29 protein-coding genes are annotated in these 24480 nt (G+C 44.3%); 1 reads left to right on the top strand and 28 read right to left on the bottom strand.

Features of this window, described 5'->3' with window-relative positions; all coding sequences use genetic code 11:
• Positions 1-112: 112 nt before the first annotated feature.
• Entirely contained in the window at positions 113-325 is a 213-nt protein-coding gene (locus H513_RS0100845; RefSeq protein WP_036768828.1) for a YjfB family protein, read from the top strand.
• A 32-nt stretch (positions 326-357) separates the two neighbouring features.
• Here the strand turns inward: H513_RS0100845 and H513_RS0100850 are convergent, their stop codons facing one another.
• From H513_RS0100850 to H513_RS0100985, 28 genes are all read right to left on the bottom strand, one after another.
• Positions 358-609: a hypothetical protein gene (locus H513_RS0100850; RefSeq protein WP_026798989.1), complete on the bottom strand. Its 252-nt coding sequence runs from the start codon at positions 607-609 to the stop codon at positions 358-360.
• 104 nt (positions 610-713) lie between these two features.
• Positions 714-1145 carry a 3-hydroxyacyl-ACP dehydratase FabZ gene (fabZ, locus tag H513_RS0100855; RefSeq protein WP_026798990.1) on the bottom strand — a complete coding sequence of 144 codons (432 nt, stop codon included), beginning with the start codon at positions 1143-1145 and terminating at the stop codon, positions 714-716.
• 10 nt (positions 1146-1155) lie between these two features.
• Positions 1156-1443 (bottom strand): DNA-directed RNA polymerase subunit beta, encoded by a 288-nt coding sequence (locus H513_RS0100860; protein WP_026798991.1) that lies wholly within the window; start codon positions 1441-1443, stop codon positions 1156-1158.
• Between the two features lie 29 nt (positions 1444-1472).
• On the bottom strand, positions 1473-2300 hold the full coding sequence (locus tag H513_RS0100865) for a flagellar hook-basal body protein (RefSeq protein ID WP_026798992.1): 828 nt from the start codon (positions 2298-2300) through the stop codon (positions 1473-1475).
• Positions 2301-2313: 13 nt separating this feature from the next.
• Positions 2314-3135 carry a flagellar hook-basal body protein gene (locus H513_RS0100870; protein WP_026798993.1) on the bottom strand — a complete coding sequence of 274 codons (822 nt, stop codon included), beginning with the start codon at positions 3133-3135 and terminating at the stop codon, positions 2314-2316.
• A 22-nt stretch (positions 3136-3157) separates the two neighbouring features.
• Complete coding sequence (gene mreB, locus H513_RS0100875; protein ID WP_026798994.1) at positions 3158-4159, bottom strand: rod shape-determining protein; 1002 nt, start codon at positions 4157-4159, stop codon at positions 3158-3160.
• A 156-nt stretch (positions 4160-4315) separates the two neighbouring features.
• Positions 4316-4621: a sporulation transcriptional regulator SpoIIID gene (gene spoIIID / locus H513_RS0100880; RefSeq protein WP_026798995.1), complete on the bottom strand. Its 306-nt coding sequence runs from the start codon at positions 4619-4621 to the stop codon at positions 4316-4318.
• 304 nt (positions 4622-4925) lie between these two features.
• Positions 4926-5918: an AimR family lysis-lysogeny pheromone receptor gene (locus H513_RS0100885; protein WP_026798996.1), complete on the bottom strand. Its 993-nt coding sequence runs from the start codon at positions 5916-5918 to the stop codon at positions 4926-4928.
• Between the two features lie 126 nt (positions 5919-6044).
• Entirely contained in the window at positions 6045-6959 is a 915-nt protein-coding gene (locus tag H513_RS0100890) for a stage II sporulation protein SpoIIQ (RefSeq protein ID WP_026798997.1), read from the bottom strand.
• Positions 6960-7065: 106 nt separating this feature from the next.
• Positions 7066-8088 (bottom strand): stage II sporulation protein D, encoded by a 1023-nt coding sequence (spoIID, locus tag H513_RS0100895; protein WP_026798998.1) that lies wholly within the window; start codon positions 8086-8088, stop codon positions 7066-7068.
• A 150-nt stretch (positions 8089-8238) separates the two neighbouring features.
• Entirely contained in the window at positions 8239-9537 is a 1299-nt protein-coding gene (gene murA, locus H513_RS0100900; RefSeq protein WP_026798999.1) for a UDP-N-acetylglucosamine 1-carboxyvinyltransferase, read from the bottom strand.
• Positions 9538-9570: 33 nt separating this feature from the next.
• Positions 9571-10284 (bottom strand): YwmB family TATA-box binding protein, encoded by a 714-nt coding sequence (locus H513_RS20780; RefSeq protein ID WP_026799000.1) that lies wholly within the window; start codon positions 10282-10284, stop codon positions 9571-9573.
• A gap of 96 nt (positions 10285-10380) precedes the next feature.
• Positions 10381-10611, bottom strand: coding sequence for a DUF1146 family protein (locus H513_RS0100910; protein ID WP_026799001.1), 231 nt, complete (start codon positions 10609-10611; stop codon positions 10381-10383).
• A 203-nt stretch (positions 10612-10814) separates the two neighbouring features.
• Positions 10815-11213, bottom strand: a complete 399-nt coding sequence (locus tag H513_RS0100915; RefSeq protein ID WP_026799002.1) for a F0F1 ATP synthase subunit epsilon — start codon at positions 11211-11213, stop codon at positions 10815-10817.
• Between the two features lie 58 nt (positions 11214-11271).
• Positions 11272-12687: a F0F1 ATP synthase subunit beta gene (atpD, locus tag H513_RS0100920; RefSeq protein WP_026799003.1), complete on the bottom strand. Its 1416-nt coding sequence runs from the start codon at positions 12685-12687 to the stop codon at positions 11272-11274.
• A gap of 34 nt (positions 12688-12721) precedes the next feature.
• Positions 12722-13582 carry a F0F1 ATP synthase subunit gamma gene (locus H513_RS0100925; RefSeq protein ID WP_026799004.1) on the bottom strand — a complete coding sequence of 287 codons (861 nt, stop codon included), beginning with the start codon at positions 13580-13582 and terminating at the stop codon, positions 12722-12724.
• 42 nt (positions 13583-13624) lie between these two features.
• Positions 13625-15136: a F0F1 ATP synthase subunit alpha gene (gene atpA, locus H513_RS0100930; RefSeq protein WP_026799005.1), complete on the bottom strand. Its 1512-nt coding sequence runs from the start codon at positions 15134-15136 to the stop codon at positions 13625-13627.
• 15 nt (positions 15137-15151) lie between these two features.
• Positions 15152-15700: a F0F1 ATP synthase subunit delta gene (locus tag H513_RS0100935; RefSeq protein ID WP_026799006.1), complete on the bottom strand. Its 549-nt coding sequence runs from the start codon at positions 15698-15700 to the stop codon at positions 15152-15154.
• A complete protein-coding gene (atpF, locus tag H513_RS0100940; protein WP_036768942.1) occupies positions 15697-16251 on the bottom strand; it encodes a F0F1 ATP synthase subunit B in 555 nt (184 codons plus the stop codon). Before atpF ends, H513_RS0100935 begins: the two co-directional genes overlap by 4 nt.
• A 161-nt stretch (positions 16252-16412) precedes the next feature.
• Entirely contained in the window at positions 16413-16625 is a 213-nt protein-coding gene (gene atpE / locus H513_RS0100945; protein ID WP_026799008.1) for a F0F1 ATP synthase subunit C, read from the bottom strand.
• 49 nt (positions 16626-16674) lie between these two features.
• Positions 16675-17421 carry a F0F1 ATP synthase subunit A gene (atpB, locus tag H513_RS0100950; RefSeq protein WP_026799009.1) on the bottom strand — a complete coding sequence of 249 codons (747 nt, stop codon included), beginning with the start codon at positions 17419-17421 and terminating at the stop codon, positions 16675-16677.
• 23 nt (positions 17422-17444) lie between these two features.
• Positions 17445-17813: an ATP synthase subunit I gene (locus H513_RS0100955; protein ID WP_026799010.1), complete on the bottom strand. Its 369-nt coding sequence runs from the start codon at positions 17811-17813 to the stop codon at positions 17445-17447.
• Positions 17814-17816: 3 nt separating this feature from the next.
• A complete protein-coding gene (locus tag H513_RS0100960; RefSeq protein WP_026799011.1) occupies positions 17817-18035 on the bottom strand; it encodes an AtpZ/AtpI family protein in 219 nt (72 codons plus the stop codon).
• 339 nt (positions 18036-18374) lie between these two features.
• Positions 18375-20546, bottom strand: coding sequence for a S8 family serine peptidase (locus H513_RS0100965; protein WP_026799012.1), 2172 nt, complete (start codon positions 20544-20546; stop codon positions 18375-18377).
• A 116-nt stretch (positions 20547-20662) separates the two neighbouring features.
• Complete coding sequence (gene wecB / locus H513_RS0100970) at positions 20663-21805, bottom strand: non-hydrolyzing UDP-N-acetylglucosamine 2-epimerase (RefSeq protein WP_026799013.1); 1143 nt, start codon at positions 21803-21805, stop codon at positions 20663-20665.
• A 21-nt stretch (positions 21806-21826) separates the two neighbouring features.
• Entirely contained in the window at positions 21827-22456 is a 630-nt protein-coding gene (gene upp, locus H513_RS0100975) for a uracil phosphoribosyltransferase (protein WP_026799014.1), read from the bottom strand.
• Between the two features lie 192 nt (positions 22457-22648).
• Positions 22649-23890 carry a serine hydroxymethyltransferase gene (locus tag H513_RS0100980; protein WP_026799015.1) on the bottom strand — a complete coding sequence of 414 codons (1242 nt, stop codon included), beginning with the start codon at positions 23888-23890 and terminating at the stop codon, positions 22649-22651.
• 27 nt (positions 23891-23917) lie between these two features.
• Positions 23918-24466 carry a TIGR01440 family protein gene (locus H513_RS0100985; RefSeq protein WP_036768938.1) on the bottom strand — a complete coding sequence of 183 codons (549 nt, stop codon included), beginning with the start codon at positions 24464-24466 and terminating at the stop codon, positions 23918-23920.
• Positions 24467-24480 lie beyond the last annotated feature (14 nt).

Raw genomic sequence — 24480 nt, forward strand, 5'->3', positions numbered from 1 at the left:
GTCGCAATATGTAAAATTAAGTTAATTTTATGTACAATATGGGTATTTTTAACTTTTTTATGTCTTTTTATCAAAGATGAACGCTCGATTTGTTACAATTTAAGCAATCGAGTTGAAGTGGGAGGGGAGAATACTGGAGATTGCGAAGCTTTCCACAGCAGTTAGTCATGCTGAAGTGAAACAACAAGCGTCGTTAGCTGTCATGAATTCTGCGCTTGGCCAACTGGAAACGCAAGGAGCAGGTATGCAAGAGTTATTGGATTCCTCGAAAGTAAACGAAGCACCCCATCCAACGAAGGGCGCAAGTATTGATCTCAAAGGATAAGAGAAGAAGCAGCGGGCTTCCGCTGCTTCTTCTTATTCTTCCTCGTCAGTTGTTTGTTTCTCAGATTCTTGTTGGTTAGATTCTTCTTTATCTCCGTTGTTCATTGTATCTTCATTACCTTGTTCTTCTTCGTTCATCATATCATCTTGCTCTTCTTTCATCTCTTGTTCTTCTTGATTCATCTCTTCCTCATTATTCTCCTCATCACCACCGCCACAACCAACTAGCAGCGTTAACAGAAGTGCAGTAGTTGTACCCGCTTTTAACATCCATTTTGTATTCATGTAAATTCCTCCTTAAGTAGACTCACCTTAGATTGTCCACAAACGTACAGGATATACAAAAATGGAAATAAAAAAATCGCTCATCCATGGATGAGCGATCCCGATTATTCTTTATCGCCAAGGGCGAACATGATTTCAGCTTCACATACCGTTTCTCCGTCCACGGTAGCAGTCGCTTTCCCTTTACCCATCGCTCCACGCGCTCGAGTAATTTCAACTTCTAGCGTGAGCTGGTCACCAGGCTTTACCTGGCGCTTGAAGCGACACTTATCAATGCCTGTAAAGAAAGCAAGGCGTCCTTGATTCTCTTCTTTCTTAAGCATTGCGACAGCACCTACCTGAGCAAGTGCTTCTACAATTAGGACACCTGGCATAACTGGATATCCTGGAAAATGTCCTTGGAAGAATGGTTCGTTAATTGTAACATTCTTCTTTCCAACTGCTCGTACACCTTCTTCAAGTTCTGTAATGGTATCAACAAGTAAGAACGGGTAGCGGTGTGGGATAATGTCTTGGATGTCTGTAATATCGTACATGAGAATCCTCCTATTCAGTCTTCATAACAAGGTCAAAGATATGTTTCCACGTGTCTACTTTCAAGGCATCAAGAGGGTTGCCGTCTCCGAGAACCCCATAACCAATCATCATACCAGCTAACAAAGCAAGGATGCTTGTCACGAGCACAATAACGATGCGCAGCCAGATTGGAAGCAGACGACGGCGGTATTTAGTTTTTGTTTCTTTCTTCTTCCCCTGCTTAGACGATTCCTTTTGCTCTTTCTTCTCAGGTTTCTCGTGGCGTACAGGCTTCGTCTGTTTCTTCTCCTCTTGCATGGTTTTGACTCCTTATATAGCGCTAAAGATTATCGCAATCCGTTTATAAGCCCCATCATCTGATCACCTAGCTTGATGGATTGACTGTTTAATTGATAGGCACGTTGGGTCACCGTTAAATCAGTCAGTTGCTTGGATAAGTCGACATTTGAAGTTTCAAGTGCTCCTGACTGTAAGCGTACCTCATCTTGGTTCATAGGAGCAACAATTTCTTCGCCATTTACGTTCAAGCCAACATCTGTAGGGAGACGGTATAGATTCCCGCCAGTCGCTTCAAGCATGCGCGGACGAACTGCTTCCACCATAGCTAATTGGCCTTCAATCACTTGTTGGCCATTCACTGTTGACATAATCCTACCGTCTTCACGTATCGTTAACTCTTGAACATCATTCTGAAGTAAAATAGGCCCGTCTTCTCCAAGTACAGGGTTCCCAGCTGCTGTCACAAGCATATTCTCATTAGCATTAACGGGTGATAAATAAAAGGCACCATCGCGTGTGAAACGAGTCTCTTCAGCCCCATTCTCTGTTACTTGAATAGAAAATAGTTGGTTGTTGCCAAGTATAGCTACATCTAGTATTCGGTCCGTTGTTCGGATGGACCCTTGGCTAAAGTCTACATCAGACCCGGTCATCTGTGCACCAGACCCAATCCGGATCCCGTTCGGAGTGAGGCGATTCACTTCCTCTTCAGGACGCGATTGGTTGTCCATTTCTTGGAACAACAAGGAGGAGAACTGTGCATCCTTCGTCTTATATCCTGTTGTATTGACGTTCGACACGTTGTGTCCGATTAAATCAAGCTTCTGCTGAAGTTGCCCCATCGTAACGGCGGCTTGCATGGATGAACGAAGCATCTACAGAACCCTCCTATAATTTCGCAATATCATTGACTGTCTTCTGCATGTTCTGGTCATAGGCTTGTAGGACCTTCTGGTTTAATTCGAAGAGACGATAGGCGCTGTTCATCTCTGTCATGGTTTGCCCCATATCCACGGTCGAGCCTTCCAATACCCCCTGTTGGGTAGAGAAGGTTACTCCGGCTTCACCACGAGCATCGACAGCTTGTCCATCCCCTGCTTCATCCAACACAAGTAAATCACTGCCCTCTTTAACAAGTTGATTTACATCAGCAACATAGCTTACTCCAAGAAGAACGGTTTCGCCATTCTCTAATTGCAGCTGTCCATCTTTCGTCAAGGTATAGTCAAGTCCGCCCGTTTGGATTGGGTTGTTCTCTTCGTCTAAGACAGCTTGTCCTAAGTGCGTCACTAAGTTCCCTTGCCCATCAACGGTGAAGTTGCCATTCCTCGTATACCGAACCCCATCTTCGCTCTGGACGGTGAAGAAGACAGAACCATTCTCATCTGGATAGTTCCCATCTATCAATGCCACATCAGTCGAAATCCCTGTTTCCTGTATGCTTCCTTGCGTGAAGTTTGGGATTGTCTCTTGCATGTAGACACCCGAATTTAATGTACCCACGTTCGCTTCTTTCGGGATGGAAAGATTCGTGCCTGGTATATGCTTACGCCCCGTTTGCTGAATCAGCATCTCAGGAAATGAACGAATGGTCCCTTCATCCGCCTTATACCCAGGTGTAGTTGCATTGGCTACGTTATTTGACAGAGCTTCTTGGCGACGTTGTTGAGTTGTCATACCTGACACGGCTGTGTAATATCCTTTAAACAAAGCAGTGATCCTCCCTTAAGATCTACACGATTTTATTCTTAGGTAGTCGGTCGATGTTTTCAAGCATCATTCCTGTCCCTTTGGCCACACAGTTCATCGGCTCTTCAGCGACAAAGACAGGTACTCTCAGTTCTTCTGCTAACAGTTGGTCTAGGCCATGAAGCATCGAACCTCCACCCGTCAGAATTACACCACGATCGATAATATCAGCAGAAAGCTCTGGTGGTGTCTTCTCTAGCACGGTTTTCGCAGATTGAACGATGAGAGCAACGGATTCTTTCAATGATTCTTCAATTTCTTCTGTTTTAATTGTAATCGTACGTGGAAGACCGGAAACCATATCACGGCCGCGAATATCAATCTCTTCCTGACGAGAGCCAGGGAATACAGTTGCAATCTTAATCTTAATATCTTCTGCGGTACGCTCTCCGATAAGCAGCTTATGTTTACGCTTTATGTACTGCAGAATCTCATTATCAAACTTGTCACCAGCCATCTTGATGGATGAAGCCGTCACAATATCTCCCATGGAAAGAACAGCAATATCTGTTGTCCCTCCACCAATGTCAACGACCATATTACCGCTTGGTTGGAAAATATCCATCCCCGCGCCAATGGCAGCTACTTTAGGCTCTTCTTCAAGATAGACACGCTTGCCACCGCTTTTCTCCGCCGCTTCCTTGATTGCCTTTTGCTCTACCTTCGTAATGTTTGTTGGACAGCAAATCAGCATCCTTGGCTTAGAAAAGAAGCCACGAACGTTAATCTTACTTATAAAGTGCCTAAGCATGGCCTCTGTCACATCAAAGTCTGCGATGACGCCATCTTTAAGAGGACGAATGGCTTCGATGTTTCCTGGAGTACGTCCAACCATGCGACGTGCCTCGTCCCCTACTTCTAACACTTTTCCTGTATTTCGATCCATCGCTACAACGGATGGTTCATTAAGCACGATACCTTTACCTTTTACATGGATTAGTACATTTGCTGTACCTAAATCTATGCCAATATCTCTAGAGAACATGAAATATTGATCCTCCCTGCTACAATATCTATATTTGTCCGATTACAATTACATTTCTAAATATATATTTTATCACAAATTTCAGGGATTATCGGCACAAATGGTAAAAAAAGTTTTCTAATCCAACGAATGATGTCGATGGGAGGATCTCACTATTTAACCGGCCGTATTGGCTGGTTCTTCCTTTACTTCTAGCACTTCCGCCCCATTTTCTGGGTGGAGTTTGTATTTTTTCTTCGTGGCTTCCCCGCCTCGTAAATGACGGATGGCTTTATGGTAATCTAAGATTTCTTTAACCTCGTTAGCCAAGTCAGGATTGATTTCTGGCAAACGTTCCGTCAGATCTTTATGAACCGTGCTCTTGGATACGCCAAACTCTTTCGCAATCACCCTGACTGTCTTTCTGGTTTCCACAATGTATTTCCCTATCTTGATTGTTCGCTCTTTGATGTAGTCGTGCACACCACTCGCCTCCCCAAGTTGGTTGTCGTAGGTGTGAAATGAGACTTTCGGTGTGAGGGGCTATGTATTGGGGCATGTGTGGTCATAGTTGTTAGTTCGTGTTCTCACGCTTTTCCCACCTCAAACCTTATAGATTGCTCGGTTTGTAACAGTTTATTAACACATACGAGCGTTTATGCCTAAAAAGGCAGTTAGGACAAGGCTTGGAGGGATTTCACTAGAAGAAACGAGCCATTCTTTAGAATATACAAAATGCCCAGAGTGTGGATTACCCCTCTGAGCTCTTTCATCATTATGGAATTGTTTAAAGGTTTGATAAGCGATTTAACTCATAGAGAGGCAACTTAGCATAGAAGTGGTCAGACTGCTCATGTATGAAGCGCCCATACGCTTGTCCTAGAATCTCTATGTCGCCTTTCGCTTTCCCAATGTAGTAGTGTTCTAAAGGAGTCGGATCTTGGATTGTCTCCAATAACGCTAGCGCCTCTTCGTTCTCGCCTTTAGCTAGTAGTAAGTGTGCCCTCTCAGCTACATCTGTCGTTGTAATGCCATTCGTTCGTCCATTGTATGCCATCACGAAAGGAATTACGCGCTTTGTGAGCACTGATTGTAAAGAGCGGAGTTTATATTGTTGAACGAGAGAAGATGCCTCGTTTAGATGATACGTGGATTGTTCAAAGGACTCATATAGATAGGTCAAAGCTAACGTCATATGAACTTCAGAGTTATGGACCGTTGATGTACTTTCTCTTAATGAGCGATAGGCAATCTTTCTTGCAAAGATTAACTCATTCCGCTTCCAGTGGTAATGAAGTTGGATGCGGTCTTTCTTTAATTGTAGGAACCCTTTCAACAACGATATCGGGAGTAGATCTAACTGTCGTACAAGTTCATTATACACGTCGATGACATGAAGAGATTGCATTGCATAATGAACACGTGCCAATAGAAATTGACCGTAACACCGCTGCTCCGCTGAGAACCATTCCATAGTCTCAAGCTCTTCTCGTATAGCGGAATAAGGACTGTTCCTTGAACCTAGCAATAGCTGAAGCTCATAGAGTCTCACCCATGCTTCCTTCATCGGCTCGCCACTATTCATAAACTCTTCGTAAAGTTGGCTAAATTCCCATTCGTATCCGTTCATTTGGAGGAATTCAAGACCAGATTGTATCGTTTCATCTGTCTCTTGCTGGAGAATCATTTCTTTCAGGTAAGCTGTCGTTCGACTTTTGCCGTATACTTTCGCCCAAATTTGACTCTTGCTATGAAGCGACAGTTCCTGTTCCATCTTCATCTTCCAGCCCTCCCCCATACTTGTAGTCTAACTTTATCAAAGACTCGTTATATGGGATACGCTTTCAACAAAACCTATCAAGTATCGACAAAAAAAGCCCTACTCCCGAGGAGCAAGGCTTTTGGATTAGGCGTTAGCCATAGAGATTGAGGACTCTGTATCTTCTGTTGACTCAGAACCATCAGGTGTTTCGTTCTCATCTGTTTGTTCTTTGTCTGTACCTTCTTCTGCATCATCAGAAGTTGGCTCTTCAGACTCATTGCCTTCTTCACCTTCAGCTGGTTGTTCAGAAGTTGGAGCTTCTTCTTTAGGCTCTTCTCCTTCTTCACGCTTGTCGCCTTCTTCTTTCGACTGATCTGTATCTCTTAGTGCATCAAATGGTTGATTGAAGAACGTTTCAGGGTCTACAGGCTGGTCATCTTTACGAAGCTCAAAGTGTACATGAACGCCATTCGCTTGACCAAATAAGTTACGTCCAGCAGTTCCAATTACATCATCTTGCTTGATTTGTGCACCGACTTCTACGGCAACTTTGCTAAGGCTCATATACTTAGTTGTGACACCATCTTGATGTGTAACTTCAACGACTTGTCCAAGTAAAGAATCTTCAAGTACTTCTGTAACCGTACCTGATAGAGAAGCCGTTACGTCAAATTCTTCTCCGTCCTGACGAGCAATGTCTACACCTTTGCTTTGGTAGTAACGATTGTTATAAAGGACGAGAGCTTGTTCTTGTTCTTCTGCGCTTGCTTCGAAATCATAGAACTTTGTTACGATAGTCGCTTCATCACCTGCTACTGGCATATGAATGTTTTCTTGTTGGTCCATAACTGGTGCTGCTTCTTCATCGTACATAGAGTCGAGCAAGCTGTCTGTTGTTTCGTTTTGTTTCGCTTCGTCTTCATTTTGTGAATTCTGATACCAGACAACGGCTGTAAGCAATAGGGCAGCTGCGATTAAATAAACACTAGGGAAAAACCACTTCTTACGGAAAACACGTTTCCAACTGTTTTTAGAAAGGTTCTTTTCTTCCTCTCTCATTTCATCATCACCTCAGCAACCAGTCTGACCAGAAAGAGGAAGAAGCATACCTTCTTGCTACAAAATTTTTACTTCTTATTTTTCGACATTTTCTCGATCTTATACATTATTCTTTTGAAGCCGTTAATTTAGGTAGAAAATCCGAAACTTGCAGTACATCTGTTCCTTGATAGAAATGAGAGACAATCTCGTCGTAAGTCTTTCCTTCCTGAGCCATCCCATTTGCACCGTACTGACTCATCCCTACACCGTGTCCATACCCTTTCGTTTGAAAGATGTAGTGTCCATTCTTCTCGACGACCGTGAAATCAGCCGATTGCAGCTCCAGCGCTTCACGAATGCCACGTCCTGTAAAGTCTTTCCCAGCTACCTTCACAGTCTTAATGCGGTTTGTGGACGTCTTAACGGGCTCTGAGAATGCCGGTTGGCTGTCAGTCACCTGAACGCCTAGCCTCTCCTCAATCTGTGCTCTCGTAAACACCTTCTGGTCATGATACTTAGGAGAAGACTCATCCCAAGGACTCGATACGCTAGTTAGATAAGGGTATGGGGTCTCCCAATAATCTTCTGCATTCTCCGTTTCTCCATTAGAGGTGGAGAAGAATGCTGCTGTAATTGGCTCCCCTTCAAACGTTAGGACTTCTCCCTTTGTAGCTGCTACCGCTTGTTGAATCTTCTCCATCTTCCACTCATAATCACTTCCCCATAGTGATCGTAACTCTTTATCGTTCTTGTACACTTGATGTTCCACCGTATCCGTCACGTCTGCTCCACTTGGAAGGGCGTCCCCGTTCAATAAATGCTTAATGATGTAGGTTCTTGCCGCTAGTGATTGAGCCTTTAACGCCTCTAATTCGAAATCTGCCGGCATTTCAGATGCAACCACACGGGACACGTAATCCTCTAGGGGAACCGATTCTTGCTGTTTCGTCTTCGCTCGATGAACGACTACCTCAACAGCAGGACCCTCTGCTTCATTCTGAACAAGGGGCTGCTTCGATACATTCCCTACTTCGACAGCTGCATCATACTTCCCGATAAATGGAATCACGATGAGTGTGGGTACGATGAGAATAATAGCTACCAGTACCGTCACCCCAATGACTCCTGGACTCTTCCAGACCTTCATTTTACGCCCCCTTTTTGTCTAGTTACTCTATTAACTAACTTATACAAAGCGAGGCATTCATAGAACCTTCCAGGACAAAAATCTACACGGATAACCGATTCCATAAATGGACACAAAAAAGCCTCCCTGACAATCAGGGAGGCTTCTTAACTATGAGATAATTTCGTTCGGTTGTGTTTCTGTTGATGGTGCTTCATCAATTCGTTCGATATCTGCACCAAGTTGTTTAAGTTTACCTGCGAAGTTAACGTAGCCACGGTCTAAGTGCTTAAGCTCTGTCACACGCGTGTACCCTTCTGATACAAGTCCAGCAATGATTAATGCAGCCGCTGCACGTAAATCAGTCGCAGCAACCTCTGCACCTTGTAGGTCACTTGGACCTTCTACAATCACACTGCGTCCTTCAATCTTTAACTGAGCATTCATGCGACGGAATTCCTCCACATGCATGAATCGGTTCTCGAACACTGTCTCAGTAAGAACACTTGTGCCTTCTGCTCCAAGCATCAATGCCATCATTTGAGACTGCATATCTGTTGGGAATCCAGGGTGCGGCATTGTCTTAACATCGACAGCCTTAAGCTTCTCTGGACCAATTACGCGTAGTCCTTCTGCTTCTTCTTGAATGGTTACACCCATCTCTTCCATCTTGGCGACAAGAGAGCGTAAGTGTTCCATTTCAGCGCCTTTCACAAGTACGTTTCCTCTTGTGACAGCTGCAGCTACCATAAATGATCCTGCTTCAATACGGTCAGGAATAATTGTATGCTCTGCACCGTATAATTTCTCAACACCTTCAATGCGAATCGTTTCTGTACCTGCACCAATCACTTTAGCACCCATCTTATTCAAATAGTTCGCTAAGTCAACGATTTCAGGTTCTTTCGCACAGTTCTCAAGTACCGTTTTACCTTCAGCAAGGGCAGCAGCCATCATAACGTTTTCTGTAGCCCCTACACTTGGAACATCGAAATAAATACGAGCGCCTTTCAGACGGCCTTCTGTAAACGCCTCAATGTATCCATTCCCAACGTTTACTTTCGCGCCCATCGCTTCAAACCCTTTAAGGTGTTGGTCGAGTGGACGAGAGCCAATTGCGCACCCTCCAGGTAGAGCCACTTTAGCGTGCCCGTAACGAGCAAGCAATGGACCCATAACAAGAACAGAAGCACGCATCTTACGAACATATTCAAACGGAGCTTCCGTTTTCAATTGATTCGAAGCATCTACTGTAACTTGGTTTTCGCCTAGCGTAACATCCGCATTCATATGACGAATCACTTCACTGATTGTATTCACATCAGCAAGAGCCGGTACTTCTTTTAATATACTTTTTCCTTCACTAGCAATTATGCTTGCTGCGATGACAGGCAATACTGCATTTTTGGCACCTTCTACTTTAACTGTCCCATTTAACTGACTGCCACCGCGGACGATGATTTTATCCAAGGTTCATTCCCCTCCGCGTCCAATTTCTCTATATTAGTATTCATTCGTGATAATCGGCGTTCCTATCGTAATGGTTGTCTCAGCGCCCAATCCTGTACGTAAAGCCATTTGCACATTCATATTCTGATCCTCCGAAACAGGAATGGATGAGTCCCACCGATTGGTGTAACCGGATATTGATTGAAAGTCTGCTTCATCTACTTTTTCGATCGTTTTCATGTTTAAATTCGTTCTAATTTTCTCTAGCAACAAAACACCCTTAATCTTATCACTTGTTTCCGTTTTCACACAAGTGAAAATAGTGGCATTTTCTGCAAAATATACATTCATCACTTCTTCCAAACGGGCCTCTAACGATGCTTGTGTCCGGTCTTCAAAGCGCTCTCCAGAAACATTGTAAATTAGTTCAGCGAAAGTTGGATGTTGCTTAGACACAATTATTATAGTTTGTTCGTGCAAATGTGTGTGTTTATGGTGGGTGATTGCGTACTTTTTGGAGATTGTTGTTTCTTCCACTTCTATTTGTGATGACGGGTCGGTAGATTCAATATTAGATAGAAGGTCTTGTACATGTTGAGGACTCACTGATTCTTTCACTGTGACGTCCCACCCTTTTACATCCAACGCTTCCTCTTCTATGACGGATACGAGATCCCTGACAGGTTGCAAGGCATCAGTGTGTGTTGAAGCTAAGGATACCATTGGTAGATAGATGAACATTCCTATAACAAAAAGCCACTTTCGCATATTTCTTCCCTCTCCCCTTGGATAAACTCGTTATCCTCATTGTGTTCGGGAAAGGAAAAAAACATACGAAAGATTTGTTAGAACCGTTCGACTTTTTTAGAGCAAGTATTTCAAGTTTTGAGACCATTGAAGCAAGTCCAAAAAGAAGTTGCTAACCGTTGTTCCAATCATGATTGTTACTAAAATCACAAGGATACGGGCCTCAAAAATACGACCTTTCTTAAATATACCATCAAGCTGTAATGATTGTAGTGATTTCCATGTAATAATTATAAAAATTATATGTGAAATCATGTTCAAAATCGACTGAGTTGCTACTGAATCCATTGTCACACCTTCCTTATTCCTGAAGTGGAACATTCCTCACAAGTTAAACCTTGACATGTTCCTCCACTCCTGTCAACGAGAACGATGTGATTCCGTATACCCATACCTTTTTAGTATCGGTCGTAAACGCATAAATCGTAGATTCTAGTCAATTTTATTCAAAAAAAGTCTTAAGCGACTCGAAATCGCTTAAGACTTTTCACTTACTGTTGCGTAACATCTAAACGGTTAATTGCACGTTTTAATGCCATTTCTGCCCGCTTAAAATCGATATCATCTTGTTTGGATTGAAGACGGCGCTCCGCACGTTCTTTCGCTCGGCGAGCACGCTCCACATCAATGGAAGAAGGAAGTTCTGCAGATTGAGCGAGAATCGTCACTTTATCTGGTCGAACTTCTAGAAATCCTCCGTTCACAGCTAACGTGTCCGTCGAATTTTCTCCTTTTAAGCGCACTCCACTGATTGTGAGGGGTGCAACAAGAGGAATGTGACCAGGCATAATTCCTAGTTCTCCACTCTCCGCCTTACAACTCACCATTTGGAATGTATCTTCTAAAACCGGGCCATCAGGAGTCACAACACTTACAGCTAGTGTTTTCATGCGTTTCCCTCCTTGGGCTTAATGGAAGCGGCGCCGATTGACGGAGCCGCTTTGGTTATTAGGATTCCATGGATTTTGCTTTTTCTACTACATCTTCGATACGACCTACAAGACGGAATGCATCCTCTGGAAGATCGTCGTATTTGCCTTCAAGAATTGACTTGAAGCCTTGTACAGTTTCAGATACTGGAACATAAGAACCAGGTTGGCCTGTAAACTGCTCAGCAACGTGGAAGTTCTGAGAAAGGAAGAACTGGATACGACGAGCACGGGATACTGTCAATTTATCTTCATCAGACAGTTCGTCCATACCTAAGATCGCAATGATGTCCTGTAGTTCTTTGTAACGCTGAAGCGTACTTTGAACGTCACGAGCAACCTTGTAGTGCTCTTCCCCAACAATAGCCGGGTCAAGGGCACGTGAAGTTGAAGCAAGTGGGTCCACGGCAGGGTAAATCCCTTGCTCAGATAGTTTACGCTCAAGGTTTGTAGTCGCATCTAAGTGTGCGAACGTTGTCGCAGGAGCCGGGTCTGTGTAGTCATCGGCAGGTACATAAATGGCCTGGATGGATGTAACAGAACCTTTATCCGTAGATGTGATACGTTCTTGAAGCTGACCCATTTCCGTTGCAAGTGTTGGCTGATAACCAACGGCAGATGGCATACGACCAAGTAGGGCGGATACCTCTAGACCACCTTGCGTGAAACGGAAGATGTTGTCGATAAAGAATAATACGTCCTGACCTTCTTCATCACGGAAGTACTCCGCCATTGTAAGACCAGAAAGAGCAACACGCATACGTGCACCAGGTGGCTCGTTCATCTGTCCGAAGACCATCGCTGTTTTCTTAATTACGCCTGAGTCTGTCATTTCCCAGTAAAGGTCGTTCCCTTCACGAGTACGCTCACCTACGCCGGCGAATACAGAAATACCACCGTGCTCTTGGGCGATGTTATTAATAAGCTCCTGGATTAGTACGGTCTTACCTACACCGGCTCCACCGAATAGACCAATCTTACCACCCTTGATATAAGGAGCAAGCAAGTCTACAACTTTAATTCCAGTCTCAAGAATTTCAGCTTCTGTCGCTAAGTTCTCGAACTGAGGCGCGCTACGGTGAATCGGGTCACGGCGTGCGTCGCTTGAAATTGGTTCATCTAGGTCAATATTTTCCCCAAGTACGTTGAATACGCGTCCTAGCGTATTGTTCCCTACTGGCACTGAAATTGGAGCACCTGTGTCTACTACTTCAAGCCCACGTACAAGGCCTTCTGTAGAGGACATCGCTACAGTACGAACGGCGTCGTCCCCTAGGTGCAAAGCAACTTCTAGAGTTAATTCAATGTTTACTTCAGAGTCACTCTGAGCTCCACGTGTTACGGTAAGTGCATTATAAATTTCAGGAATATGGCCGCTTTCAAACTGAACGTCGACAACCGGTCCCATTACCTGTGTAATGCGTCCTTTGCTCATGGGGTTCCCTCCTATCCTTCTTTACGATCTTTATCTATTCTTGTGCGGCTGCGCCACCGACAATTTCGGAGATTTCTTGCGTAATGGCTGCCTGACGAGCACGGTTGTAGGACAATGTCAAATCACCAATTAGCTCATCCGCATTGTCAGTTGCACTCTTCATCGCAGTCATACGTGCAGCATGCTCACTTGCTTTTCCGTCAACAAGGGCACCATAGATAAGGCTCTCTGCATATTGTGGCAATAACACGTCCAAGATTTGCTCTTGGTTTGGTTCGTACTCATACGAACTTAGTGATTTGCCTTCTGTATCAATATTCGATAGCGGAAGAAGCTTCGTTTCCGTTACTTCTTGTGTGATGGCACTTACGTAGTGGTTGTAGAACAAGTAAAGTTCATCCACGCTTTCATCCGTAAATAGTTGTACCGTTTCACTCGCTAAATCTTTAATATCTGCGAAATTCGGTTGGTCTGAAACTCCAACAATTTCTTTCCCCACCGGCATGTTACGCTTCTTAAAGAAATCACGGCCAATACGTCCAATCGCAATCACTGTATATTCATCCTGAGAATTATGATTCTCTTGAATGCGTTGATAGACACGCTTCAGCACACTACTGTTATATGCCCCTGCAAGACCACGGTCTGATGTAATGACGATATAACCTGTTTTTTTCACAGGGCGTGTCTGTAACATCGGATGTTCTACGTCTACGCCGCCGCTAGAAATACTACTTACGACTTCTTGGATTTTATCCTTATAAGGCGTAAAGTTTTTTGCGTTTTGCTCTGCTTTATTAAGCTTAGATGCTGATACCATCTGCATTGCATTCGTAATCTGCTTCGTCTTTTTCGTAGACGTAATCCGATTTTTTATATCTCTAAGGGATGCCACTTCGGTCTCACCACCCTTTCTTCAACGTTGTTTAAGAAATCATTATTCAGAGATAACGAATGTTTTCTTAAACTCTTCCACTGCGCTATTCATATCTGCTTTTTCTGGAAGTTGACCCGTTTGTTTAATCGTGTCATAAAGTTCTGGGTGGTTCTTGCCTACCCATTCTTGAATTTCAGCTTCGAAGCGAGTGACGTCGTTTACAGGGATGTCATCAAGATAACCATTAACAAGTGCGTAAATAATCATAACCTGTTTTTCGACGGCAACTGGCTGGTGAAGTCCTTGTTTCAGTACTTCTACCGTACGAGCACCACGGTTTAGCTTGGATTGTGTCGCTTTATCTAAATCAGATCCGAACTGAGCAAATGCTTCAAGTTCACGGAAGGATGCAAGGTCTAGACGCAGCGTACCCGCTACTTTCTTCATTGCTTTAATCTGCGCGGAACCACCTACACGTGATACGGACTGACCAGCGTTAATGGCCGGGCGTACACCTGAGAAGAACAAGTCAGACTGCAAGAAGATTTGTCCATCTGTGATGGAGATTACGTTTGTTGGGATGTAAGCTGAAATGTCTCCTGCTTGCGTTTCGATAAATGGAAGCGCAGTTAGGGAGCCAGCTCCTTTGTCATCACTCAATTTAGCTGCACGCTCTAGTAAGCGAGAGTGCAAGTAGAATACATCCCCTGGGAATGCTTCACGGCCTGGCGGGCGGCGAAGAAGAAGGGAAAGTTCACGGTAAGCAGCTGCTTGTTTAGACAAGTCATCATACACAACAAGTACGTGCTTTCCGTTGTACATGAACTCTTCACCCATAGAAACACCTGCATACGGTGCAAGGTAAAGAAGTGGTGCTGGCTGGGAAGCACCCGCCGTTACCACAATGGTATAGTCAAGCGCGCCATGCTTACGTAACGTTTCAACTGTATTACGAACTGTGGATTCTTTCTGACCAATCGCAACGTAAATACAGATCATGTCTTCTTCTTTTTGGTTTAGGATTGTATCAATCGCCACAGCCGTTTTACCTGTCTGACGGTCACCGATGATTAGCTCACGCTGACCACGACCGATTGGTACAAGTGCGTCAATCGCCTTAACACCCGTTTGTAGCGGTTCGTGTACCGATTTACGGTCCATAACGCCAGGTGCTGGAGATTCGATTGGGCGTGTTTTCGTCGTTTCAACTGGTCCCATACCGTCTACTGGTTGACCTAGTGGGTTAACCACACGTCCTAGTAATTCGTCACCTACTGGAACCTGCATGATGCGTCCTGTACGGCGAACTTCATCACCTTCACGAATTCCTGTATATTCACCTAGAATAACAATACCAACATTGTTTTCTTCAAGGTTTTGTGCAAGACCCATTACACCGTTGGAGAATTCAAGAAGCTCTCCGGACATGGCGTTATCAAGGCCGTGCGCACGTGCGATACCGTCCCCTACTTGGATGACTGTACCAACATCGTTTACTTCAATTTCTGAGTCATAGTTTTCAATTTGCTGTTTAATTAGCGCACTAATCTCTTCAGCTTTGATACTACTCATGTAACTTCACCCCTATCATCTTTTGTTAGCAGATACCAATTCACGTTCCATGCGCTCTAACTTGCCACTCACACTACCATCATAGATTCGATTGCCAATCTTCAGCTTAATGCCACCGATGATGGAGGAATCTACTACGTTGTGAATGCGAAGTGTAGATTTGTTTACGCGCTTTGCGAATTGTTCAGAGATGGATTTCTTTTCTTCCTCTGTAAGTTCACGAACGGAATAAACTGTTGCTTCAGCAATTCCTTCTGCTTCGTTATATAGATGGAAGAATTGATTTGCCATTTCTGGGATAATTGCTTCGCGGTGACGGTCGAGGAGAATGTTGATTGTGTTCTTTACTTCAACGGAGACAGTGCCCATTGCATTCGTCACAATCTCTTTCTTCTTCTCAAGTTCGACACGTGGATGCTCTAAGAAATTCATTAACTCGATGTTCGAGTTGAATACTTGTTGAATCTCGCGAAGCTCTTGTTCGAATACCTCAAGCTTTGACTTCTCTTGTCCGAGTTGAAAAAGAGCTCCGGCATAACGTTTTGCAGCGGTTACGTTGCTCATTTCTCTTCTCCTAACTCTTTAATGTACTCATTGATTAACTGCTCTTGGTCTTGTGCGGTTAATTCTTTCTCGATTACCTTGCTCGCAATGCGAACAGACAAGCTAGCCACTTGATCTTGAAGGGCTTGAACTGCTTTATCTTTCTCCGTCTCAATCTCTTGACGAGCGGATTCTTTAATACGTTCTGATTCTGACTTTGCAGTGGCGATAATGCTTTGCTCCTGCTCTTTCGCAGTCTGCTTCGCATTTTCGATGATTTGTTGCGCTTCTTGACGAGTCTTCTTCAGCTCTTCTTGAGCTTCTTGAGACATACGCTCAGCGTCTTTACGGTTCTTCTCAGCCGTTTCAATTTCATTTGAAATATGGTCTTCACGATCTTTCATGACTCCCATAATTGGGCCCCATGCAAAAATACGAAGGAGCACCAATAGAACAACAAACATAATAAGCTGGAACAGCATGTCACCAACTAACAGGCCACCGCCGCCCTCTGCTCCTAAAAGTAACGAGTTCGTAAGCGTACTCACAGCTTTCACTCCTTTCACATTCATCCATAACAGGCTATACATTGAAAAATTCGCCCCTCACAAGCTGCGAGAGTCGAAAATTACACATTTAAAGGTTTATTTTTCTTGAAATAAGATAAAAGATACAGGAAAGGCGAAGATACCTGTGACGATCCTCGCCCAACCACTTCGGGCAATCGCCCTACTTATTGACCCATTACGATAAATGCAATAACAACGCCGATGATTGGTACTGCCTCTACTAGGGCAACACCGATGAACATAGTTGTTTGAAGTGCGCTACGTAGCTCAGGCTGACGCGCGATCCCTTCAACTGTACGAGATACGATAAGTCCGTTACCAATACCAGCACCTAGTGCCGCTAGTCCTACTGCAATTGCAGCTGCTAATAAACCCATTAAAAATTCCTCCTCAAGTTATAGTAATCAATTAAGATTGTTTATAAAATTAATGGTCCGCACTCACTTTGTGGGAGATATAAACCATTGTCAACATCGTAAAGATAAATGCCTGGATTGCTCCAATGAATGTACTAAATCCTTGCCAAGCCAACATCGGAATGGCTGCACCCAATGTACCTCCAATACCTTGTAAGAAGCCTGACTCATAGCCACCGACAGCTAGTCCTGCCAGTAGCGTTAGTAGAATCTCACCCGCATAAATGTTACCAAATAAACGGAGACCTAACGTCAATGTGTTTGCGAATTCCTCGATAATCTTAAGAGGAAATAGGAAAGGTAGCGGACGGAAAAATTCTCTGCCATACTCTTTCGCGCCTTTAAGCTTAATTCCATAATAGTGTGAAAGCACTACTACGAGAATAGCCAAGGTTAGCGTAATCCCTGCATCTGAAGTCGGTGATTTCCACCACAGCTGATGGTCAATAACCACCATGGTAGCAACCCCCAACATGTTGGAAACGAAGATATAGGTTAAGAGCGTCAAGCCTAGTGGCAAGAACAGCTTCCCTGTCTTCCAATCCATGTTGCTGTTGATGATTCCCTTCGTGAAATCAATAACCCACTCGAAGAAATTCTGCATACCTCTCGGCTTTCGCTTTAGATTCCGGGCTGAAAATGCCGCAAGAATGAACACCACTAGTGATGCAACGGTAATCATTAGTACGTTTGACAAGTTAAAGTCAAGCCACCCAATCCCAAAAGCGTCATGCCATATAGGTGCTTCATGATCCAAATTCTTCACCTCTCTTCCATTGGCTAGTCTCTTAATTTAGAGATAAAAAATTCTATCATAATAACAACATAGGTTGTCATTAATCCAATTACTACAGATATAAGATGGAAATACTGAGAATAACGGAGTGCGATGAGTACGGCTAAGCCTGCGGCTGCAAATCTTGAAAAGGTTCCAAGGGTTCTTGCAGTTCGATTCTCTGATGTAGCTTCCCCTAACTTGTTCACCTTTCGTTGCAATAACCTTAGGTTAAAGAAACTAATGACTGAACCAAGGAGAAGTCCGAGGAATACTTGCTGGTACGATGTAAATCCCCACCCGAGTACGAATATAGCTAGTACAAAGAACATTCCCTTTCGTTGGCGGGCGATCATTGAGTCATATTGAGGCATAGATTATTCTTCTCCTGTGTATTTTCGAACTAAGTAAACCGTTCCGTATGTACCGGCGGACAAACCTAGTAACAAACCAAGGATCAAAAATAGTGGTGATGTGGATAATTGTTCATCCAACCAACGGCCAAAAAAAATCCCCACTAGGGTTCCACCTGCTAATTGGGAAAGGATTCCGCTCGTCAGCGCAACCGCTTTAAACGGAGTTTGTTGATTTGCCATACATCCGCCCCTCACAACTGTTTGACCTGTTAAAAAAACAATAAAATACAGTTTATGAAAACCTTATCATTCCACACTTTTCAAGTTTACAGTAGGGGGGATAGGCTGTCAATGCTCTACAATGGAAAAGTAAAACAGATGGATTTTTGTCACAAATTATACACATTTAGCCAATTCCACCGAGACTAAGTTTGTTCCTGGTTAACTTATTCAGCATTTCACAAATTCGGATTGAAAAACACAAATTCAGCATTTCACAATCGCACCTAAATTCTACACAAAAGCCTCCTTAAAATCAAAGTATTTTTTTGATTTAGGGAGGCTTTTATCTTATACAATTTATGGATACGACTCACCAATCATGATTGGCGAGGCATAGGATTGATGAACACCATCTTTACTAACTGAAACAACGGCTAGATAAACTCCTTCTTCACCTGCCATTTTCTCGGTCAACGTCCCCTTCACTACTCCCCGCTTCACCTCTTCTCGACTGAACAGCGTACGAACGAAACGAAGCGAGTCCGGGTCATAAAGTTCTACCGTTACTTGATCTGCTCCAATTGGTAAATACATGCGGTATTGATATTCAGTCTTCTTATAAGGCTTGATTGTGAACTCAAGTCCCATTGCATGTGGAAATGTCGTATCCTTCGTTACAATTAGATAGGGTAAATGGATTGTTTTCGCTTCATCATGGAGCTCCACCCACCCATGTATGAACGGCTCTGCTGGTGAGGTAAGGCGTTGGTTGACCGTTACACCTACTTCCACCGTACGTTTTTCTCCTGGGGAGAGAGTGAATGATGCCGGAAAGTGAAATCGGACTCCTTTAGGTGCATCCTTTTTAGAGAAATAGTACGTGCGGGGGCGGTCGGTCCTATTCTGAACAGAGACATGAGCTTGTCTTGTCTCACGTTCTTTCAAGAAGCGTCCATACGTCAACCGCCCTTGTTCAATTAATGTCAGTGGCTCTAGTGCAGCTCGAACATCTACTTTCCCCATACCCATCACAACTGGAGAAATTAACTTTCCTTCTTCGTCTTCCAATGGCTTCGCTGTTGATAGAAGAGCTGCCTTAAGCATATCCGGAGTCCAATGAGGGTGTGCTTCTTTCAATAACGCCAACACCCCAGCGATGTGCGGGGCTGCCATACTTGTCCCTTGTAAAGATTGATAGCCAGCAGGGACTGTACTCGTAATGGCAACGCCTGGCGCTACAATGTCCGGCTTTATATCCCAGTTCCACGTCACAGGTCCCTTTGAACTAAATGAAGCCATGGTATCAACAACTGATACATACTCTGTCTCAAGCCACGTACTTTGTTCGATTACATGCTGCTTAATCCATTCTCCATCTTCCTTTGAGATTGAAGTGACAGGAACAGTAACAGAAGGCTCTACCCCTCCTTGAAACACTCCTTCTTCGTTATTGTAAATAACCACCGCTTTCGCCCCATGACGCTCGGCGTTCAGCGCTTTCTCTGTGAACGTTAGTCCCCCTCTTTCAATCAGCGCAATCTTTCCATACAAATCCGGCAGGTCACCCTCCCCTTTCCCAGCATGAACAAGTGGAAGGGATTGACGCAAGGTCCATGGCTTCGCCCCTGACATCGGCATGAGTGGGATTGTTTTCTTATTTAATGCTTCATAGAAGTAGGGAATGCGAAGAGGCGGTGTACTCGCCCCAACAGAAATAGCCTTTGTGGATGTGGCTGGAGACCCTACTGTCCACAAGTCTGGTCCTGAATTTCCATTTGCGATGACCATCGATACACCAAGTCGGGTAGCTTGGTCAACGGCCATGCTAGTTGGCCAGTCTGGTCCGTTGATTGAGGAGCCTAGAGATAAGTTAATAATATCCATCCCGTCCTCCACAGCTTGTTCTATAGCGGCAATAACCTGAACGGACGAACCAACACCACCAGGCCCTAATGCTCGATACCCATAAAGTTCAACGTCAGGAGCAATTCCTTTCATCTTCCCATTCGCCCCAATAATTCCGGCTACGTGAGTTCCATGAATCGTCGGCTCCCCTTGCCCTTCCTTTGTTTCCATTGGGTCTTCATCTAGGTCGACTAGGTCATACCCACCTTTAAAGTTCTTCTCCAAATCAGGATGGGAATAGTCTATCCCGGTGTCAATGACGCCAACCTTAACACCTTTCCCGGTATACGGAATGTCGTTAAACGGTTCTTTACGGTCTTCTAGTAGAAACGGAACACTTTCATTCACGTTCGTCTCGTATGTTTGTACAGGAAAGCGGTATTGTACTTGAGGATGTTGTTGTACGTCTTCTATGTCCTGGTCATCCCCTCTAATGGCAACTCCTTGGAGCAACGTATCGTAGACGTGAACCACTTCTACAAATGGATGATTCCTCTCAATATATTGTTTAAATTCATGAGGATTCCCCTCTACCTCAAGTATGATGGACTGTTCTTCAGTTGCGGCATGAACAGCAGGAACCAACCACATTGTGAGTACCCAAATGAACAACAACCACCTCATCACATACACCTCCCGAACGTTCAATCTTCTGTTCTGTTAGGTTGGGGTAAATGAGGCATTTTCATGCAGACAATACCTTTAAGCATAGAAAAACAGGAAGCCAAAAGGCTTCCTGTTTATAGAAATGGATCTGGTTGTTCTGTTGTATGGTTAAAGTAATAACGGATGGCATCGCCGATACGTCGTGATGCTTCGCCGTCTCCGTAAGGATTTGAAGCTTTCGCCATTCGGTGATAAGCCGTTTCGTCTGATAGGAGTTCATGGGCAAGGTTATAAATATGTTCTTCCTCTGTACCAGCAAGCTTAAGTGTGCCTGCTTGGATTCCCTCTGGACGTTCTGTCGTGTCTCGAAGAACAAGCACAGGAACGCCAAGCGAAGGTGCCTCTTCTTGAACGCCTCCACTATCCGTTAAGATCAAGTGGGAACGGGACGCAAAGTTATGGAAATCGATCACGCCAAGTGGCTCAATTAAGTGGATGCGGTCATCGTCCCCAAGAATCTCATTCGCTGCTTCTTGTACAGCAGGATTTAAGTGGACAGGATAGACGACTTCAACGTCGTCATGAGTATCCACGAGACGTTTGATTGCTCGGAACATGCCTCGCATCTTATCTCCCAAATTCTCACGACGGTGAGCCGTAACAAGAATTAATCGCTTCCCATCTGCTTTCTCAAGAATCTCATGCTGGTAATCTTCTCGCACCGTTGTTTTCAGAGCATCAATGGCCGTATTCCCCGTCACATAAATATGTTCCTCAGGTTTATTCTCGTTCAACAGGTTTTGCTTCGATTGGTTTGTAGGGGTGAAGTGCAAGTCAGCCATAACCCCCGTCAACTGTCGATTCATTTCTTCAGGGAACGGAGAATATTTGTTCCACGTACGAAGACCAGCTTCCACGTGACCTACTGGAATTTGATTGTAATACGCTGCAAGACTCGCTGCGAACGTCGTTGTTGTATCTCCATGCACCAATACAACATCGGGTTCTGTTTTCTTCATCACATCATCTAATCCTTCAAGCGCACGCGTAGTAATCTGCGCAAGCGTCTGGCGAGATTTCATGATGTTCAAATCGTAGTCTGGTTCCACACCAAAGATTGTCATCACTTGGTCAAGCATTTCACGGTGCTGAGCGGTTACCGTGACAATAGGTTCAAACTGTTCAGGGCGTTTCTTCAGCTCCAGTACAAGCGGAGCCATTTTAATCGCTTCTGGTCTTGTCCCAAATATCGTCATTACTTTAATCGGCTGTGTCATGCTTTCACTCCTAAGCGTCGGTTACTTCGTACCAAATAGGCGGTCACCAGCGTCACCAAGACCTGGAACGATATAACCTTTTTCATTTAATTTCTCATCTAAAGCAGCTAGGTAAATGTCTATATCAGGGTGTTCCTTATGAACTTCCTCTACCCCTTCAGGTGCAGCGACAAGGCACATCAGACGGATTTGCTTCGCTCCACGTTTCTTCAAGGAGTGAATCGCCTCATTCGCAGAACCACCTGTGGCTAGCATTGGATCAATCACGATTAGTTCGCGCTCTTCAATATCGCTCGGAAGCTTAACGTAGTATTCAACAGGCTGAAGCGTCTCCGGATCACGGTATAGGCCAACGTGTCCCACTTTCGCTGCTGGAATTAAATTCAGCATGCCATCGACCATACCTAGTCCAGCACGTAAGATTGGCACGATTCCAAGCTTCTTCCCTGCAAGCACTTTCGCTGTCGCTTCTGAAACAGGAGTGTTAATTTGAACTTCTTCTAACGGTAAATCACGCGTGATTTCAAACGCCATTAATGTTGCAACTTCATCAACGAGCTCTCTGAAATCTTTCGTGCCTGTTTCCGCCTTTCTTATGTACGTAAGCTTGTGTTGAATTAACGGATGATCTAATACATGTACCTTACCCATCTTTGCCGATCTCTCCTTTAGAATAGTTTGCATCCTTCAAATTGTACAGAATATCATGATTCGTTTCAAGATGCGGGTGGAGAAGAACTCCTTCTTTTATACCTTTCGAATCAATCCCTGCATCTATAACGGTCTACTTACATAGTAAAAACGGAGCCCAAAGGAGAGCTCCGCTGTTTCATGTGAAACGTATTAATTGAATGCATAGAGTGGAAAGCGATTCGTTAGTGTCATAACGCGTTTTTTCGCCTCATCCATCTTCGCTTCGTCTTCATGGTTTTGTAGGGTAAATGCAATGATTGATGCAATTTCATCCATATCTTCTTCTTTAAAGCCACGAGACGTAACAGCAGCTGTTCCGATGCGAAGTCCACTCGTTACAAATGGACTTTCAGGATCGAACGGGATGGTATTCTTATTCGTCGTAATTCCGACTGCATCCAACGCTTCTTCCGCTACTTTCCCAGTCAAATTAAGCGGACGTAGGTCAAGTAGGAGCAGGTGGTTATCAGTGCCGCCAGATACAATTCGGATATTCTCTTTCTGAAGCCCTTCACCTAGCTGTTTCGCATTCTCAATAATTTGCTTTGAATACGTAGTAAACTCTTCTTGCAGAGCTTCTTTAAAGCTAACAGCTTTCGCTGCGATTACGTGCATAAGAGGACCGCCTTGTATCCCTGGGAAAATCGCCTTATCCACTTTCTTCGCATACTCTTCCTTACAAAGAATCATGCCCCCGCGCGGACCGCGTAACGTCTTGTGAGTTGTCGTTGTCACGAAATCTGCATAAGGTACAGGGCTTTGGTGCAATCCAGTTGCCACGAGACCGGCAATATGGGCCATGTCGACAAGAAGGTATGCTCCAACCTCATCTGCAATTTCACGGAACTTAGCAAAGTCAATCTCTCTTGGATACGCACTCGCTCCAGCCACAATCATCTTCGGTTTCACTTCATTCGCTTTCTCGCGTACAACTTCATAATCAATGACTTCGGTTTCTTCATCTACACCATAATCAACAAAGTTGTACAACTTCCCACTAAAGTTCACTTTACTTCCATGGGTAAGGTGACCTCCGTGGCTTAAATTCATGCCAAGCACCGTATCGTTCGGTTCAAGTACCGCTTGATAGACAGCCATATTAGCTTGAGCACCTGAATGAGGTTGAACATTCGCATGGTCAGCGCCGAATAACGCTTTCGCTCGGTTACGTGCAAGGTTCTCAGCGATATCTACGAATTCACATCCACCATAATAACGCTTACCAGGATAACCTTCTGCGTATTTATTCGTTAACACAGAACCCTGTGCTTCCATAACTGCTTCAGAAACGAAGTTCTCAGACGCAATCAGTTCAATTTTGTCTTGTTGACGACCTCGTTCTTGCTCAATTGCTTCAAATAATTCAGGATCAAATTTTCGTACCTGTTCCATTTCATACTCCCCCTTTATATTTATCCCTTAATCACATGCATTGGACGATTTAACCTTTGTTTCGTCATATACTGCCCGATTTCCTCCTATTAATTTAGGACGGGTCTTCGCTGCAGTCACATGCGCATGACCGACTTGTTTAATGGAGAATCGAAGTGGGACTGCAACCCGCTTCAAGTGCATCCCAATTAAGGTGTCTCCGAGGTCAAGCCCTGCTTCTGCCTGCACTTCCTCTACGACAACCGGATGATGAAGGTGATGATAAGCGTAGGAAGCCATTGATCCACCCGCCCCTGGTACAGGAACGACGCTCACCCGTTCATATCTGCGTAGCTCTGAATCGTCACGTTCCATCACGATGGCGCGATTTAAATGCTCACAACATTGAAAGGCTAGGTGAATTCCAGTCTGTTCTCTCAAGCGTTGAAGTTCTGTATAAATGACTTCAGCTACCGCTTCGCTACCCGCTGTGCCGATTCGCTCTCCAGCAATTTCGCTCGTGGAACACCCAAGTACAAATAAGTCACCTTTACTAAGAGCATTGGTGTCTATCCATTCGTCAACAAGTTCAGTCATATGATGACGAACAG

This window comes from Pontibacillus halophilus JSM 076056 = DSM 19796 (assembly GCF_000425205.1).
Classification (GTDB): Bacteria; Bacillota; Bacilli; order Bacillales; family BH030062; genus Pontibacillus_A; species Pontibacillus_A halophilus.

What these genes read in the sequence shown, in the direction of transcription:
- H513_RS0100885 (WP_026798996.1), bottom strand. Translation starts at nt 5,918, where the DNA reads ATGAAGATGGAACAGGAACTGTCGCTTCATAGCAAGAGTCAAATTTGG.
- atpF (WP_036768942.1), bottom strand. Translation starts at nt 16,251, where the DNA reads ATGAATGTGAAAGGAGTGAAAGCTGTGAGTACGCTTACGAACTCGTTA.
- H513_RS0100955 (WP_026799010.1), bottom strand. Translation starts at nt 17,813, where the DNA reads ATGCCTCAATATGACTCAATGATCGCCCGCCAACGAAAGGGAATGTTC.
- fabZ (WP_026798990.1), bottom strand. Translation starts at nt 1,145, where the DNA reads ATGTACGATATTACAGACATCCAAGACATTATCCCACACCGCTACCCG.
- H513_RS0100915 (WP_026799002.1), bottom strand. Translation starts at nt 11,213, where the DNA reads ATGAAAACACTAGCTGTAAGTGTTGTGACTCCTGATGGCCCGGTTTTA.
- H513_RS0100910 (WP_026799001.1), bottom strand. Translation starts at nt 10,611, where the DNA reads ATGGATTCAGTAGCAACTCAGTCGATTTTGAACATGATTTCACATATA.
- H513_RS0100960 (WP_026799011.1), bottom strand. Translation starts at nt 18,035, where the DNA reads ATGGCAAATCAACAAACTCCGTTTAAAGCGGTTGCGCTGACGAGCGGA.
- atpE (WP_026799008.1), bottom strand. Translation starts at nt 16,625, where the DNA reads ATGGGTTTATTAGCAGCTGCAATTGCAGTAGGACTAGCGGCACTAGGT.
- spoIID (WP_026798998.1), bottom strand. Translation starts at nt 8,088, where the DNA reads ATGAAGGTCTGGAAGAGTCCAGGAGTCATTGGGGTGACGGTACTGGTA.
- H513_RS0100860 (WP_026798991.1), bottom strand. Translation starts at nt 1,443, where the DNA reads ATGCAAGAGGAGAAGAAACAGACGAAGCCTGTACGCCACGAGAAACCT.
- mreB (WP_026798994.1), bottom strand. Translation starts at nt 4,159, where the DNA reads ATGTTCTCTAGAGATATTGGCATAGATTTAGGTACAGCAAATGTACTA.
- wecB (WP_026799013.1), bottom strand. Translation starts at nt 21,805, where the DNA reads ATGACACAGCCGATTAAAGTAATGACGATATTTGGGACAAGACCAGAA.
- H513_RS0100935 (WP_026799006.1), bottom strand. Translation starts at nt 15,700, where the DNA reads ATGAGCAACGTAACCGCTGCAAAACGTTATGCCGGAGCTCTTTTTCAA.
- atpA (WP_026799005.1), bottom strand. Translation starts at nt 15,136, where the DNA reads ATGAGTAGTATCAAAGCTGAAGAGATTAGTGCGCTAATTAAACAGCAA.
- H513_RS0100985 (WP_036768938.1), bottom strand. Translation starts at nt 24,466, where the DNA reads ATGACTGAACTTGTTGACGAATGGATAGACACCAATGCTCTTAGTAAA.
- H513_RS0100850 (WP_026798989.1), bottom strand. Translation starts at nt 609, where the DNA reads ATGAATACAAAATGGATGTTAAAAGCGGGTACAACTACTGCACTTCTG.
- upp (WP_026799014.1), bottom strand. Translation starts at nt 22,456, where the DNA reads ATGGGTAAGGTACATGTATTAGATCATCCGTTAATTCAACACAAGCTT.
- H513_RS20780 (WP_026799000.1), bottom strand. Translation starts at nt 10,284, where the DNA reads ATGCGAAAGTGGCTTTTTGTTATAGGAATGTTCATCTATCTACCAATG.
- H513_RS0100890 (WP_026798997.1), bottom strand. Translation starts at nt 6,959, where the DNA reads ATGAGAGAGGAAGAAAAGAACCTTTCTAAAAACAGTTGGAAACGTGTT.
- H513_RS0100980 (WP_026799015.1), bottom strand. Translation starts at nt 23,890, where the DNA reads ATGGAACAGGTACGAAAATTTGATCCTGAATTATTTGAAGCAATTGAG.
- atpD (WP_026799003.1), bottom strand. Translation starts at nt 12,687, where the DNA reads ATGAGCAAAGGACGCATTACACAGGTAATGGGACCGGTTGTCGACGTT.
- H513_RS0100865 (WP_026798992.1), bottom strand. Translation starts at nt 2,300, where the DNA reads ATGCTTCGTTCATCCATGCAAGCCGCCGTTACGATGGGGCAACTTCAG.
- H513_RS0100965 (WP_026799012.1), bottom strand. Translation starts at nt 20,546, where the DNA reads ATGAGGTGGTTGTTGTTCATTTGGGTACTCACAATGTGGTTGGTTCCT.